Source organism: Limnohabitans sp., from assembly GCF_044361645.1.
In the GTDB taxonomy this organism is placed as follows: domain Bacteria; phylum Pseudomonadota; class Gammaproteobacteria; order Burkholderiales; family Burkholderiaceae_C; genus Limnohabitans_A.
In genome coordinates this window covers 24,380-39,791 of record NZ_JBIKIL010000018.1, presented here as the reverse complement: position 1 = coordinate 39,791, position 15,412 = coordinate 24,380, and the positions used below count along the sequence as shown (strand labels likewise).

Sequence of the window (15,412 nt, the reverse complement as noted above, 5' to 3'; positions counted from 1 at the left end):
AAAAGGCGTGTTGGGCTACACCGAGGCCAAGGTGGTGTCCACCGATTTCCGGGGCGAGGTGTGTACCAGCGTGTTCGACGCCGACGCGGGCATGGCGCTGGACAGCAGCTTCGTCAAGGTCATGGCCTGGTACGACAACGAGTGGGGTTATGCCAACAAGTGCCTGGAGATGGCGCGTGTGGTGTCTGGCCCAGCAGGGGGCAAGTAAGCTGCAAGAAGAGGGCAAGCAGTGGGCAAGTAGGCTGCAAGAAGAGGGCAAGCAGGGGGCAAGCAGGGGATGGCACGCTCAAGCTGGCTTCAAAGCCAAGATTCAAAGCCAAGATTCAAAGCCAAGACTCAAAGTCAAGAAATGGGTCGCCAGGCTCAGCGGGAAAACGTGGTCTTGACAGCTTGCGCAAGCCCCTACAAAGTGAGCGGCTGTTCTTTTGACGGACGGCCTGCCCATGAACACCTCTCAGCACGAGCACATTGCCAACGTGGTCAACGTGGCCACCCACGGCGCAGCTGCGGCCGTCCCGCGCCATGAACAGCTGATCCGCGACTCTTGGTTTCGTTGTGTGCACGAGCACCAGCTTGACCCCACCCGCATGCAAGAGGCCATCATTTTGCCGCACGCCCGCTTGCGTGAGCACCAAGACCAGATGGAGGCGTTTTTGCACATCGCCCGGCACGGCCTGGAGACGCTTTACGCCAAAGTGGCAGGGCTCGGTTATGTGGTCTTGCTCACCGATGCCCAAGGGGTGACGGTGGATTTTTTGGGTGACTTGGTGTTCGAGCCCAGCTTGCGCAAGGCGGGCCTGTATTTGGGGGCCGACTGGAGCGAGCAGCACGCGGGCACTTGCGGCGTGGGCACGTGCATCAGCACGGGTCAGGCCCTCACGGTGCACCTGGACGACCACTTCGATGCCACCCACATCCCCTTGACCTGCACCTCGGCACCGGTGTACGACAGCCGGGGCCAGCTCAGCGCGGTGCTCGACATCTCGCAGCTCAGTTCGGCGCAGCCCAAGTCGAGCCAGCACCTGGCCTTGCAACTGGTGCAGATGTCTGCCCACGACATCGAAAACGCCGCATTTTTGTACCGGCACCGGCGCGACTGGATTTTGCGTCTGTCCAGTGCGCCGCAGTTTCTGGATGTGCAGCCCGAGTACCTGCTGGCGCTGGACAGCAGCGGCCGCGTGGTGGGCCACAACCGCCGCGCGCAACTGGGTTTGCAAACCGATGTGCAGCAGCCTTTGCTGGGCGCACGCATCGAGCGCTTGTTTGATTTGCCCTTTGCCGATCTGGGGCGCTTTGTGCAAACCCGGCCCTCCGATCAGCGTGCGGTGTTGCACGCCAGTGGTCGGCAGCTCTTGTTTTTGTCGGCCACCCCACCGCCCAAGCTGCCCGCCAGCCATGGCCAACGCGACACGGCCGTGCCCCCCGCTTTGCTGGCCCTGTCGGCGGGCGACCCCGCTTTGGAGCGGCAAATCGAGCGCGTCGCGCGGCTGGTCAACTCGCCCATCAGCTTGCTGATCACGGGCGAAACCGGCTCGGGCAAGGAGTATTTTGCCAAGGCGGTGCACGCCAGCAGCGAGCGCAGGCAGTGCCCCTTTGTGGCGGTCAACTGCGCTGCCATTCCCGAATCGCTGATCGAGAGCGAATTGTTTGGCCACTTGCCGGGCAGCTTTTCCGGTGCTTCGCCCAAAGGCAAACGCGGCCTGATCCCTGAAGCCGACGGGGGCACCTTGTTCCTGGATGAAATCGGCGACATGCCCCTGGCCTTGCAAGCGCGCTTGCTGCGCGTGCTGTCTGAGCGCGAGGTTTTGCCTGTAGGGGCCACACGGGCCTTGCCGGTGAATGTGCGGGTGATCGCCGCCACCCATGCCCCCCTGGAGGCTTGGGTGCGCGCCGGGCGTTTTCGGGACGACCTGTATTACCGCCTGAACGGGGCGCACATCAGCTTGCCCCCCTTGCGCGAGCGGGCCGATCTGAGCGCCATGATCGACCGCATGTTGCCCGGGCGCGCCCTGAGCCCCGAGGCCCGCCAGCGCTTGTTGCAGCACGACTGGCCGGGCAATCTGCGCGAGCTGCGCAATGCGCTCGATTACGCCTGCAGCATGGGCCGCCAAGACACACTGGGCTTGGACGATTTGCCAGAACTTCTGGGCAGCCCGGATGCCCCTGTCGCATCGCCCTACAGCGTGCCTGAGGCAGCCGGGGCCAAGGGCCCCGATGCCGATTTATGGCAGGCACTGCGGCAGTCGCACTGGAACGTGAGCGCCGTGGCCCGCAGCTTGAATGTCTCACGCATGACGCTGTACCGGCGGATGAAGCGCGCGGGCATTGTGGCGCCGCACCGCCAAGCTGATTGAGGGCGACCAAACGGCTGGGGGCGGCCGGTGGGCCATGGAACACCGGCTGTACAGCGTGTGACACCTGTCACATGCCCAGGCGTGACAGGTGAAGCCTTGTGACATCCGGGTAATCCCCGGACAGCGCCCGGGCAGCTTGGGTTTTCTTGTGGACTGACAAGGACTTGCGCTTGAGGGTCCAACTGGCACGGCCCTTGAATGTCACAGTGCACCGCACCGCGTCGAGTACGGCAACATCAGGAGAGCAACACATGCGAGATAACACCCCATCACAGCGCGCACAGGCTTGGCTGTCGGCCTTTGAACAGGCCATGCGCCAAGGTCAAGCAGCACAAGCGGCCGCCTTGTTTGACACCGATTGCTATTGGCGTGACTTGGTGTCTTTCACCTGGAACATCACCACCCAAGCGGGGCAAAGTGCCATCGAGGCCATGCTGCAAGCGCGCTTGGCCGATGTCAAGCCTGCCCAATGGCAGTTGGAGGGCGAGGCGACCGAGGCCGATGGGGTGGTCGATGCGTGGTTCACCTTTGAAACCGCTGTGGCCCGGGGCAGAGGCCATCTTAGGCTCAAGGCCACGGCCCAAGGCGACCGGGCCTGGACGCTGCTGACCACCATGGTCGAGCTCAAAGGGTTTGAAGAAAAGAAGGGGCCGCAACGCATACAAGGGGCCGAACACGGTGCACACAAGGGGCGTCAAAGCTGGCTGGAGCGTCGTCAACAAGAGGAGGCACGACTGGGCTATGAGGAGCAACCGCACACGGTGATCATCGGCGGCGGGCAAGGCGGCATCATGTTGGCCGCGCGGCTGCGCCGCCTGGGCGTGCCCACCATCTTGGTCGAACGCAACGAAAAAGCCGGTGACAGCTGGCGCAAGCGCTACAAAACCCTGTGCCTGCACGACCCAGTTTGGTACGACCACCTGCCTTACATGCCGTTTCCCGACGACTGGCCGGTGTTTGCGCCCAAAGACAAGCTGGGTGACTGGCTGGAGATGTACACCAAGGTCATGGAGATCAACTACTGGGGATCCACCACCGCCCAAAAGGCCACGTTCAACGAGGCCAAGGGCGAGTGGGAAGTGGTGGTCAACCGTGCTGGCCAAGAGGTGGTGTTGCGCCCCAAAGAACTGGTGTTTGCGCTGGGCGTGTCGGGCTATGCCAACGTGCCCAAAATTGCGGGTGCCGAAAACTTCGAGGGCGATCAACACCACTCGAGCAAACACCCTGGACCCGAAGCCTACAAAGGCAAAAAAGCGGTGGTGCTGGGCTCCAACAATTCGGCGCACGACATCTGCGCCGCCCTGTGGGAAAACGGCGTCGATGTGACCATGGTGCAGCGCAGCAGCACCCACATTGCCCCCTCCAAATCACTGATGGAGTTGGCACTGGGCGGGCTCTACAGCGAAGAGGCGGTGCAAGCCGGCATTGACCACCACAAAGCCGATCTGGTGTTTGCCAGCGTGCCCTATCAAATCATGCACGGCTTCCACATTCCGGTGTACGAGGAAATGAAGCGGCGCGATGCCGACCTGTTTGAGCGCCTGGAAAAAGCAGGCTTCATGCTGGATTTTGGCGACGACGGCTCGGGCCTGTTCATGAAGTACCTGCGCCGAGGCTCGGGCTATTACATCGATGTGGGCGCAAGCGAGTTGGTGGCCAACGGCAGCATCAAGCTGAAAAGCCACAACAACATCGAGCGCATCCACCCCAAGAGCGTGACCCTGACCGATGGCACCGAGCTGGAGGCCGATTTGTTGGTGTACGCCACGGGATACGGCTCGATGAACCACTGGTTGGCCGACCTGATCTCCCCCGAGGTGGCCGACCGCGTGGGCAAGGTCTGGGGCTTGGGCTCGGGCACCACCAAAGACCCCGGGCCCTGGGAGGGCGAGCTGCGCAACATGTGGAAACCCACCCAGCAAAAGCAGCTGTGGATTCATGGCGGCAACCTGCACCAAAGCCGTCACTACTCCCAGTTTTTGTCGCTGCAAATCAAAGCGCGCTACGAAGGCCTGGACACCCCCGTGTACCAGCCAGCACCGGTGCACCACTTGCGCTGAAACGGGCGGGGTGAAAGGGTCGGTCGCGCGTTGATCCGAAAAGGATCAGCCAGCACCGACCCGCACCCGCACCCGCACCCACACCCACACCCACACCCACACCCACACCCACACCCACACCCACACCCACACCCACACCCACACCCACACCCAAGCACACCCTTGAACAACTGCGCAGCGGCCTACTGGCGGGCACGCACCGCCTCGATTTGTCTTGCGGCCTGACCGAACTGCCGCACGAAGTTTTTGCCTTGGCCGACACGCTGTAAGCGCTCAAGCTCAGCGGCAACCGGCGGCGCGGCTTGCCGCAGCTTCTTGCCACGAACCACTACCCGCACGACTTCAAGGCCATCGAACTTGGGCTGAGTTGCTAGATGACGTGCCACCCGAGCGCCCCGACGCACTCTCTGTGGGCGGCGCTGATCGCCCGCATCGACGAGGTGTTGCCGCTGTGGTGCCCGGTCTGCGGCGGCCAGATGCGCGTGATCGCTTGCATCACCTACAGCGCGGACATACGCCAGATTTTGGCGCACATCGGCGCGCAGACTGAGCCACCGCGAATTGCGCCAGTACGCGGGCCACCTCTTTGGGACGGGTGCGATGTGTCGATGGGCGATGGTGCCGAGGTGGAGCCAGGTTGGGACGAGGCGGGCCAACCAGTGCCGGACGTTGAGGTCGATCAGCGCGCCAGTTAGCAAGGGAAGACGACAGCGGTTTGACACTGCGAGGCAGGGCTGCGTGCGTCACTGCCACAAAATGTGCAAACCGAAATTTCTCAGGCCGACTGGCTGCACTTGCCTACAGATTTTGTCGGTGTCTTTTTTCGAGAAAACGTCGATTTCATGCGCCTTGCGGACAGATGCTCACACAACCGCACCACCTGACTGCGCTAAGCAGTTGAATTTATTCACTTTTTAACCGGACACTACTGAGATCACTTATTCAGATATCAAACGACCACCAATGCTTGCTGTATGAATATGAATGTTTTACATTTGATGCCTAAGCAAAATTCAAGGAAGCCAGATGAAGTCACAATTCCATCCACTCAGCAGCCTGCCCGTCTATCGGCGCGCCGTTGCCTTGCCGATGACGGTTCTCTGTGCCGGCCTGCTGGTGGCTTGCGGCGGCAGCTCCGTACCGGCACCATCGCTCGTCCCCGTATCCACCGCCTGCGAAGCGCCATCGGACACCGGTTCGGTGGTGGTCGGCTCTGGCTTGCCGGGCGACCCGGCTTTGCCCGAGCCTTCGTCTGGCTTTCGCCTGGGCATGAAGCCGGTGCTGTCCAAAAACTACATGGTCGTCACCGCCAACCCGCTGGCCACCAAAGCGGGCTGCGATGTGCTGAAAGCGGGTGGTTCAGCCGCCGATGCGGCGGTGGCGGTGCAGATGGTGTTGGGCTTGGTGGAGCCGCAGTCTTCCGGCATTGGCGGCGGTGCGTTTGTGGTGCATTACGACGCGGCCAGCAAAACCGTGCAAACCTACGACGGGCGCGAAACCGCCCCCGCTGCCGCGACCGAAGATTACCTGCGCTTTATCAGCGCTACCGAGCAAACTTCGCCACTGCCCAACGCCCGGCGCAGCGGCCGTGCGATCGGCACGCCAGGCACGGTGCGTGTGCTGGAAGTGCTCCACAAAGACCATGGGGTCAAGCCATGGGCTGGGCTGTTTGATTCGGGTGTGAAGCTCGCCACCGACGGCTTCCCTATCAGCGGTCGCATGGCCGATGCCATTGCCGGCGCGCGCAACGACTTGCTGCAAGACCCTGATGCCGTTGCCTATTTTCTGAATGCCGACCTCACGTCGCGCGCCTTGGGCACCACGATCAAGAACCCCGACTACGCCGCCACGCTGAACACCATCGCCAGTCAAGGCGCCAACGGGTTCTACACCGGTGCGATCGCGCAAGACATTGTTGACGAAATCGGTCGCACCGCGGCCGGCCCAAATGCAGCCACACCGGGCTCCGCACTCACCCCTGGTGCCACCACGCTGGCCGACCTGAGCGGCTACACCGTCAAGAAGCGCGATCCGGTGTGTATCGACTACCGTGCGTACAAGGTCTGCGGCATGGGTCCACCGTCATCGGGCGCCATCGCGGTGTCGCAAACACTGGGCATTCTGGAAAACTTCTCCATAAACACCTTTGGCCCGACCAACGTGGACCTCTACGGCGGCAAGCCCAGCGTCCTGGGTGTTCACCTCATCAGCGAAGCGCAGCGCCTTGCCTACGCCGACCGCAACAAGTACGTGGCCGACACCGACTTCGTGCCATTGCCGGGCAATGGCGTCTCCAGCATGCTCGACAAGGACTACCTGCGCAGCCGCGCCAACCTGATCCGCTTTGACCAGAGCATGGGCGTGGCCCAGCCGGGCAGCTTCGCCAATGCGATGGCCATGGGCCAGAGCGCGCAGGAAGGCAAGGGCACCTCGCATGTGTCCATTGTGGATGCCAAGGGCAATGTGGTGTCCATGACCACCACCATCGAGAGTGGCATGGGCGCGTTTCGCTTTGTGCGCGGCTTTTTGCTGAACAACGAGCTGACCGACTTTTCGTCCACGCCGAGCGACGCCAGTGGCCCCATTGCAAACCGGGTCCAAGGCAACAAACGCCCACGCAGTTCCATGGCGCCCACGATGGTGTTCAAGCGGGCGTCCGACGGTTCTATCGACAGCCTGCTGATGGCCACCGGTTCCCCGGGCGGTGCCAACATCATTCAGTACGTGACCAAGACAGTGATCGGTGTTGTCGATTGGGGTCTGGACGCGCAGCAAGCCACGGCCTTGACCAACTTTGGTTCGTCAAACAGCGCCACAACCGGCATTGGCGGTGAGCATCCGAACATCGATGCAAGCAACAGCGGCAACAACGACGCGCTGGTGATTGGCCTGCGCAACCTGGGCCACACCGTTTCGGTGAGCGCTCAATCGAGCGGCACCTCCACCATTTTGCGGGTGAATGTGGACGGCAAGAACCTGCTGCAAGGCGGCGCCGATCCGCGCCGTGAAGGCCTGGTGTTGGGCGACGGCGAACGCTGATCGGTTCGAAAACCGGGGTGACCATCCCCCTTAACCGGTCTCCCAGGGCGCAGCGGCACACGGACGCTGCGCCCTTTCTTTTGGCTCTGAAGGCACCGGGCGCGCGCAACGTGTCAATGATGAACTTGGCCGACACCAGCGCGCAGGCCCATGGCGGGCGCACACTGATGGAGAGACCTGGCTTGACCTGGCCAGCGCTGGGCAATTCGACGGACAAGGCGACCACCGCAGCCCCAGGCCCTGTCTACGCCAAGCGTTTGCCAAATACCTGGAATGCGGCATCTTTGCCCACAGCTTTGCGCGAGCCCGCTGCACTGGCTGCAGGCCAAACCGCAGGCGCGGGCATGGGCACGGCACAGCCCGCGCCAGGCGGTGTGCCCGCAGCGCTGGAGGCCATGGGTGTGGCCACGTTCGGTGCACCCAGCCAGCCCGTGCAGCCCAAGCGCTCGGCGCACCCCAATGGCCAGCGCGGCAAGCTCGCGCTGTTCCAGCTGGACAACAGGACCGGGGTGCTCTAGGTCAGTGCCGATGAAAACCTCATCCACAGCAACCGCAGCCTGCTCAAGGACGACGAGCCCATCATCGTGCAGGCACTGGCCCAGCCCGGCCGCGCCCTGTTTTTCCCCACCGACGCGGCGCTGGCACCCTGGACGGTGCAGGCCCACGAGCAACGCGCCGAGACCGTGTTCGACTGAAAACGTCCCTGACGGCGCTGGACACTTGCCAGCGGGGGCATGGGGGTTTAGTATTACGGTTGTTATAACGCAACCGGAGTCTCACCATGCACACACTCAAGCTCACCCAGATCGGCAATTCGGTGGGCGTGATCCTGCCCAAGGAAGCGCTTTCCCGCCTGCGACTGGAAAAAGGGCAATCGGTTTTCATGACCGAAACGCCCGAGGGCCTGGTGCTCACCCCGTACGACCCGGCGCTTGACGAGCAGATCCAAGCCGGCCGTGCGTTCATGCGCGATTTCCGCGACACCTTTCACCAGCTGGCCAAATGAGCTGGCGCTGGATCGACCAAGCGGCCCTGCAACTTTTGCACGACGAAAGTCTGGCCGAGCATGGTGGGCGTTCAGGTCTGCGCGATGCAGGCTTGCTGGAATCGGCGCTGGGCAGACCGCTGAATCTGGTCGCCTACGGTGAACCTGACTTCGCTGATCTGGCGGCGAGTTATGCCAGTGGGCTGGCCAAGAACCACCCCTTTGTTGATGGCAACAAACGGGCGGCGTTTTTGGCCGTCGGCCTGTTCCTGTACCTCAACGGGTACCGCTTGCAGGCCACACAGGCCGATGCCACTTTGCATGTATTGGGTCTGGCGTCCAGCGACATATCGGAAAGCACTTTCGCCGCCTGGATCCGCCAGCACGCAGTGCCCCGATAAGCGGCCCTGCGAAAAAATCAGTCCTGCGGGCGCAAGCCGATGGTGAGGGCCGAGGGCAGCTTGCCGTCGGTGTCGCGCGGCCATGGCGCTGTCCTGTTTCTCTTCGACCTCGCGTTGCTGATCCCGCTTTTGCTCGGCGAGTTTTTGCTGGCATTCCTTTTCAGCTGCCGCTTTGTCGGCTACCGCCTTTTCCAGCGTGGTCGAGGTGGCTCAAACGCTCCAAGCCATACGGCTTTGACACTCAAAACGCCCCGAACGCACTGCCCAGCGTGACCACCACCAAGGCCAGCACCGGTATGGCCACGGCCACGACAAAAATGTCGGCATACGACTGGCGGTGGCTCAGGCCGCAAATGCCCAGCAGCGTGATGACCGCGCCGTTGTGCGGCAGCGCGTCGAGCCCGCCCGTGGCGATGGCGGTGACGCGGTGCAGCAGCTCGGGCGCGATGCCTGCGGCCTGGCCCATGGCCAACCAAGTCTCGCCCAAGGTTTGCAAGGCGATGCTCATGCCGCCCGAGGCCGACCCGGTGATGCCCGCCAGCAAGTTCACCGCTATCGAGACCGAGACCAAGGGGTTGTCGGGCGTGATGGTGAGCACCCAGTCGCGCAGCAGGGCAAAGCCCGCCAGCGAGGCGATGACCGCGCCAAAACCAACCTGCGACGCGGTGTTGAGCAGCGGCATGACCGAGCTGGTCGCGCCTTGCTCCAGGCTTTGCGACAGGCGGGGCAGCTGGGGCCCTTGCAAGCTCATCAACAGGGCAATGGCTGCGCTCAGCGCCAGTGTCACAGCCCAGAGGCCGCGCACTTTGTCGATGGTGGTCGCACCAAATTGGGGGTCGGCCAGGTAGCCGGTGTCCAGCGCGGGCAGCAGCCAAGTGGCCAGCAGGTAGTTCAGCACAATCACCGTGACCACCGGGGCCAGGGCGCGGGCCAGGGCGTGCTGGGGTGCTGGGGTGCTGGGGTGCTGGGGTGCTGGGGTGCTGGGGCAGGGCGGCGCGGTGCCCCTGCCGCAGCTTGGGGCAAGCTTGGGCTCAAACTGTGCTGCATGGGCTCTTGGGGGCTGAGGGTTTGCGCGTGTGCGCCATAGCCCTCGCCCTGCGCAGCGGCAGACGCAGCGCGGCGCACCAGCCACAGCGTGCCCAGCACCAGCATGACCGCGCCGCCGATCAGGCCCAAGCCGGGCGCGGCAAAAGGCGTGGTGCCAAAGTAAGGCATGGGGATGGCGTTTTGAATGGCCGGTGTGCCCGGCAACGCCGTCATGGTGAAGGTGAAAGCGCCCAGCGCGATGCTGCCCGGGATCAGGCGTTTGGGCAGATCGACCTCGCTGAACAAAGCCGAGGCCATGGGGTAGACCGCAAAGGCCACGACAAACAGCGACACGCCGCCATAGGTGAGCACCGCACAGGCCAGCACGATGGCCAAAATGGCGTGCTGGGCACCCAGCTTGGCCACGATGGCCTGGGCGATCACGCGCGCTGCGCCCGAGTCTTCCGTCAGCTTGCCAAACACCGCGCCCAGTAAAAACAGCGGGAAAAAAGCCACCACAAAGGCCCCCAGCGCGGGCATGAAAACCTGCGTGTAACTGGCCAGCAGCGGCACCCCGGGGCTGAACAATGCGGCCAGCAAAGCCATCAAGGGGGCCAACAGCAAGACGCTCACACCCCGGTAGGCCAGCGCCATGAGCAGCACCAGCGCCTACACAATGCCCAACAGGCTCATGGTGCGAGCACCTGGTGCAGGTCCCAGCTGCTGCGCTGGCCCAGGTCTTGGGCGTGCGCGGCCAGCCACTGCTCGGCCGATGCGCGACCCAGCGCGTGCAGTTGCTGCAAAAAGGCCCACTGCGTGTTGCTCTTGCTGGTCGGGCCCAGCGGTGCCAGTGAGGCACCGCCATCGATTTGGTGCACGCGCAAGGCCGCCACGCGCTGAAACAAGGGGTTGCGGTAGTGGTGGCCCGGCCGTCCTTCGTCGGCAATCATTTGCTGAAGCAGCGCAATCGAGCGCATCTCTTTGAGCAAGCTGGCGTTGAAGGTCACCTCGCTGATGCGGTCCAAGATGTCGCTGGCGCTGGTGGGCCGCTCGTCGCGCTCAATGGGGTTGATTTGCACCAACAACAAGTCGTTGGCCGGGCTTTGGATGATCAGCGGCATGAGCGAGGGGTTGCCCGCATAGCCGCCGTCCCAATAGTCTTCGCCGTCGATCTCTACGGCCTGAAACAGCAGTGGCAAACAGGCCGAGGCCAGCACCATGTCGGGGGTCAGATTGCATTGTTCAAACACCTTCAAGCTGCCCGTGCGCACTTGGGTGGCGGCGATGAAGAGTCGGGTTTTGTCGCAGCGACCCACGCTTTCGAAATCCACCGTGTCGAGCAAAATTTGACGCAAGGGGTTCAGGTTCAGGGGGTTGAGTTGGTAGGGTGAAAATTGGCTGCCCCAAGCGTTGAGGGCTTGTTGCCAGGGCTCGGTCCATGGGCTCAGCCAAGCGCTGACGGGACCGGCCAAAGGCGTTGCCAAGCTGCCCAAAGGACCGCTTTGGATGTGGTGAAACGGTGACAACTCGGCCACACGCTGCCAAAAACGGTGCAAGTTGGCGCGTGCGCCCTCGCGCCCACCTTGCATCAAGCCCGAGGCCACGGCCACCGCATTCATGGCCCCGGCGCTGGTGCCGCTGATGGCCGCGATCTCCAGCCACTCTTCTTGCAGCAAGCGGTCGAGCACGCCCCAAGTGAAAGCCCCATGCGAGCCGCCCCCTTGCAGCGCCAGGTCGAGCTGCAGCCGTTTTGATCGGCCTCGGTCAGCGGCGGTGCGTGGGCGTGTGGTGCGAGGTCGTGTGGTGCGTGGCATGGGCAGTGTGAATGAGAAACAAGTCCCATTGTGCACTGCAGCATTGGCTTTGGGCTGTTGCGGCCCGGCCAATAGCGGCGCTCAGCTCAGGTGCTTGCCAATGATCCCGGCCAGCTCGAACATGGTGGCACTGTCTTTGCCAAACACCGCTTGCAACTTGCCGTCGGCTTTGATGGAGCGCTTGTCGGCCGGGTCTTGCAGGTTGTGGGCCTTGATGTAGTCCCAGATTTTCTTGACCACCTCGGTGCGGGCATAGGCACCGTCGCCGATCACCGCCATCAGCGCCGAGCTGGGCCGGAGCGTGCCCACGGCGGCTTTGCGCGGGGCTTTTTCAGCCGTCGTTTTGGCGACTTTTTTCGCGGCTGGGGCTTTCACGGTTTTACCTGCCGCCGTTTTACCCGCCGCAGATTTGGCAGGCGTCTTTTTCGCCGCGACTTTGCCAAACGGCGTCTTGGTGGTGGCGGTTTTGCGTGGTGGGTATTTTTTGCCGCCTTCGCGGGGCGCAAATTCAAACGTCACCTTGCCCTCTTCCGGGTTCCAGGCCAGCATGGCCTTGAAGGCGCGGCGGGTGCGGTTGCTGATGAATTTGTCCAGCAAGTCGGTCTTGCCCGTGGCCAGCAACTTGACGATTTGCGCGCGCTCCACCGGCTGCTGCAAGATGATCTTGCCGCTTTTGAAATCGCAGCTGGGCGTGGCTTGCGCTGTGGTGGGCACGGCCTTGCTGCACAGGTAGTTGCTGCCGTGCTCGTGCACCGCGCTGCCGCACTTGGGGCACACGCCCAGGGACTCATCGCTGAACTCGACGATCTCGCCGCTTTCTTCGTTTTTCTTGTCGTCCCCGAAATCGAACTCCAGCTTCCAGTTCTTTTCTTCTTCGTTGAACTTGAGCGCCATCTCGGCCACAAACGGCCAACCGGCTTTGGAACGGAAACCGTCCAGGGGGCCGATTTTCTTGTCGCGCATGAACTGCTCCACCTCGACCTGTTCAAAGGTGCGGCCAGCGGGCGATTTGCCAAACGAAAAGCCGCAGCCGTCGCTCACGCCATCGGCCCCGGTGCAGGTGTAGCGCCTGTAGTTTTCTTTCACCACACCACCACAGTTGGGGCAGGGCGCGGCCAGCGTCGCGTAATCACCGGGCACGGTGTCGCGGTCGTACTCTTTGGCCTTCCTGACGATGTGCTCGGTCATGGCCGCGATCTCGGCCATGAAGGTGGCGCGGCTCAATTTGCCTTGCTCCATTTGCGCCAGCTTGTATTCCCACTCGCCGGTGAGTTCGGGCTTGGACAGTTCTTCCACCTGCAGGCCGCGCAGCAGCGTCATGAGCTGGAAGGCCTTGGCCGTCGGGATCATCTCGCGGCCTTCGCGCAGCATGTATTTTTCGTTGATCAGGCCTTCAATCGTGGCGGCGCGGGTCGCGGGCGTGCCCAAGCCTTTTTCTTGCATGGCTTCGCGCAGCTCGTCGTCGTCGACCATCTTGCCCGCGCCCTCCATGGCGCCCAGCAGCGTGGCTTCGGAGTAGCGGGCCGGGGGGCGGGTTTTCAGGCCCTTGGCCTCGACCGATTCCACACCCACTTGTTCGCCTGGTTTGACCGGCACCAGGTTTTGGCCCTTGTCGCCGTCTTTGGCCTCTTCCACCTCGGCTGCCGCTTCTTTGCCATAAATGGCCAGCCAGCTGGGCTTGACCAGCACCTTGCCCACGGTTTTGAAGCTGTGACCGGCGGCCACGCTGATGCGGGTGGTCACTTGGTATTCGGCGCTGGGGAAGAACACCGCCATGAAGCGGCGCACCACCAGGTCGTACAGCTTTTGCTCGGCATCCGACAGGCCGCTGGGCGCTTGCAGCGTGGGGATGATGGCGAAGTGGTCTGAGACCTTTTTGTTGTCAAACACACGCGGGAGTTTGCGCACGTAGTTGTTGTTCAGCGCGGTGAGCGCGTGCGGCGCCAGGTGGCGCATGCCACTGTCGGCCAACATCTCGAAGGTTTGCTTGGCCACGGGCACATAGTCTTCGGGCAGGTGGCGCGAGTCGGTACGCGGGTAGGTCAGGGCCTTGTGGCGTTCGTACAGGCTTTGCGCCAGCGCCAGCGTGGTCTTGGCCGAAAAGCCGAACTTGCCGTTGGCCTCGCGCTGCAAGCTGGTCAGGTCAAACAGGCCGGGGCTGGCTTGGGTGGTGGGTGTGGCCTCTTCGGTCACGCTGGCTGTTTTGCCGCGCACCGCATTCACGATGGCTTGGGCCTCTTGCGCGGTCCATTGGCGGTCGGCTTTCTTCTCGGCGTCTTCTTCTTTGCGCCACTTGGGGTCGAACCACTTGCCCGGATACGTGCCCGCTGCCGCAGCGAAGTCGGCATGGATTTCCCAATAGTCGCGGCTGACAAACTTGCGAATTTGTTCTTCGCGCTCCACCACCACGGCCAGCGTGGGGGTCTGCACTCGGCCCACCGTGGTCAAAAAGAAGCCGCCGTCACGCGAGTTGAAGGCGGTCATGGCACGCGTGCCATTGATGCCCACCAGCCAATCGGCCTCCGAGCGGCTGCGCGCGGCGTCGGCCAGGCCCTGCATCTGCTGGTTGCTGCGCAGCTTGCCAAAGCCGTCGCGAATCGCTTGGGGCGTCATGGACTGCAGCCACAAGCGCTGCACCGGCTTGTCCAGGGTCTTGCTGCCGCCAGCGTATTGCTCGATCAGGCGAAAGATCAACTCGCCCTCGCGGCCCGCGTCACAGGCGTTGATCAGGGCGCCCACGTCTTTGCGTTTGGCCTGCCGGACCACGGCGCTCAAGCGGCTCTTGGTTTTGTCCACCGGTTTCAAGTCAAAGTGCGGCGGTATCACCGGCAGATTGGCAAAGCTCCACTTGCCGCGCTTCACGTCGTATTGCTCGGGCGCTTGGATCTCCACCAAATGGCCCACGGCACTGGTCACGACGTAGGTGTCGTTCTCGAAATGGTCGTCGTGTTTTTCAAACTTGCCCGTGGTCGGGGTCAAGGCTTTGACGATGTCTTGGGCCACCGAAGGCTTCTCTGCAATTACCAGTGTCTTCATGTCATTACAATCCGTTGTCTCGCGTGTGCGCACGCGCCCGGGCACGCGCTCACGCACGCGCCCACATGAATTCACCATAACAAATTTTTTGACGCCGTGGCCAAAACCCCCGTTTCCATCATCCGCCCCGTTGTTTCTCAAAAGTCCGGCAAACGCATTCAGGTGCGCCGCTCTGGTGTGCACGGCAAAGGCGTGTTTGCGCTGCAAGACCTGGCCGAAGGCGAAACCCTGATCGAGTACGTGGGCGAAGTCATCAGCTGGGACGAGGCGCAAGAGCGCCACCCGCACAACCCCGAAGACCCGAACCACACCTTTTACTTCCATGTGAACGAAGACCGGGTGATCGACGCCTTGCACGGCGGCAACTCCTCACGCTGGATCAACCACAGCTGCGACCCCAACTGCGAGGCCGACGAGGACAATGAGCGCATCTTCATCAAGGCGCTGCGCAACATTGCCGCTGGCCAAGAGCTCAATTACGACTACGGCCTGATCATTGACGAGCCCTACACCAAGAAGCTCAAAGCCGAATACCCCTGCTGGTGCGGCAGCGCCAATTGCAGGGGCACGCTGCTGTCGCCCAAGCGTCGCCCGGCCACGCCCAAGACGCCCGGCCAGAAAAAGAAAAAGTAAGTCCAACCCGGCATGCGCTGCGATTTTCTGTAGGAGCGGTCTCTGACCGCGATTTTCTGTAGGA

The 15,412-nt window shown here is 62.8% G+C and carries 8 protein-coding genes and 4 pseudogenes; 9 read left to right on the top strand and 3 right to left on the bottom strand.

Annotation, left to right across the window (positions count from 1 at the left end):
- The 8 genes and pseudogenes from ACIQ39_RS04775 to ACIQ39_RS04740 all read left to right on the top strand — a co-directional run.
- Positions 1-208, top strand: a pseudogene (locus ACIQ39_RS04775) (type I glyceraldehyde-3-phosphate dehydrogenase); the annotation flags it as partial.
- A 235-nt stretch (positions 209-443) separates the two neighbouring features.
- Entirely contained in the window at positions 444-2,354 is a 1,911-nt protein-coding gene (locus ACIQ39_RS04770) for a sigma-54-dependent Fis family transcriptional regulator (protein WP_396433461.1), read from the top strand.
- A 251-nt stretch (positions 2,355-2,605) separates the two neighbouring features.
- Positions 2,606-4,414, top strand: a complete 1,809-nt coding sequence (locus tag ACIQ39_RS04765; RefSeq protein WP_396433460.1) for an NAD(P)-binding domain-containing protein — start codon at positions 2,606-2,608, stop codon at positions 4,412-4,414.
- Positions 4,415-4,815: 401 nt separating this feature from the next.
- Positions 4,816-5,109 (top strand): annotated as a pseudogene (locus tag ACIQ39_RS04760) (IS91 family transposase); the annotation flags it as partial.
- A gap of 394 nt (positions 5,110-5,503) precedes the next feature.
- Positions 5,504-7,453: a gamma-glutamyltransferase family protein gene (locus tag ACIQ39_RS04755; RefSeq protein ID WP_396433464.1), complete on the top strand. Its 1,950-nt coding sequence runs from the start codon at positions 5,504-5,506 to the stop codon at positions 7,451-7,453.
- A gap of 125 nt (positions 7,454-7,578) precedes the next feature.
- Complete coding sequence (locus ACIQ39_RS04750) at positions 7,579-7,971, top strand: hypothetical protein (RefSeq protein ID WP_396433459.1); 393 nt, start codon at positions 7,579-7,581, stop codon at positions 7,969-7,971.
- Between the two features lie 263 nt (positions 7,972-8,234).
- Positions 8,235-8,459 (top strand): AbrB/MazE/SpoVT family DNA-binding domain-containing protein, encoded by a 225-nt coding sequence (locus ACIQ39_RS04745; protein WP_396433458.1) that lies wholly within the window; start codon positions 8,235-8,237, stop codon positions 8,457-8,459.
- Positions 8,456-8,839, top strand: a complete 384-nt coding sequence (locus tag ACIQ39_RS04740; RefSeq protein ID WP_396433457.1) for a type II toxin-antitoxin system death-on-curing family toxin — start codon at positions 8,456-8,458, stop codon at positions 8,837-8,839. Before ACIQ39_RS04745 ends, ACIQ39_RS04740 begins: the two co-directional genes overlap by 4 nt.
- A gap of 241 nt (positions 8,840-9,080) precedes the next feature.
- On the opposite strand, the pseudogene ACIQ39_RS04735 reads toward ACIQ39_RS04740, so the two are convergent.
- The 3 genes and pseudogenes from ACIQ39_RS04735 to ACIQ39_RS04725 all read right to left on the bottom strand — a co-directional run bounded on the left by ACIQ39_RS04735 (position 9,081) and on the right by ACIQ39_RS04725 (position 14,715).
- Positions 9,081-10,519: pseudogene (locus tag ACIQ39_RS04735) on the bottom strand (GntP family permease).
- A 35-nt stretch (positions 10,520-10,554) separates the two neighbouring features.
- A complete protein-coding gene (locus ACIQ39_RS04730) occupies positions 10,555-11,679 on the bottom strand; it encodes a patatin-like phospholipase family protein (protein WP_396433456.1) in 1,125 nt (374 codons plus the stop codon).
- 81 nt (positions 11,680-11,760) lie between these two features.
- Complete coding sequence (locus ACIQ39_RS04725) at positions 11,761-14,715, bottom strand: DNA topoisomerase III (RefSeq protein WP_396433455.1); 2,955 nt, start codon at positions 14,713-14,715, stop codon at positions 11,761-11,763.
- A gap of 96 nt (positions 14,716-14,811) precedes the next feature.
- On the opposite strand from ACIQ39_RS04725, the pseudogene ACIQ39_RS04720 reads away from it, so the two are divergent.
- A pseudogene (locus ACIQ39_RS04720) lies at positions 14,812-15,345 on the top strand (SET domain-containing protein); the annotation flags it as partial.
- Between the last annotated feature and the right edge of the window lie 67 nt (positions 15,346-15,412).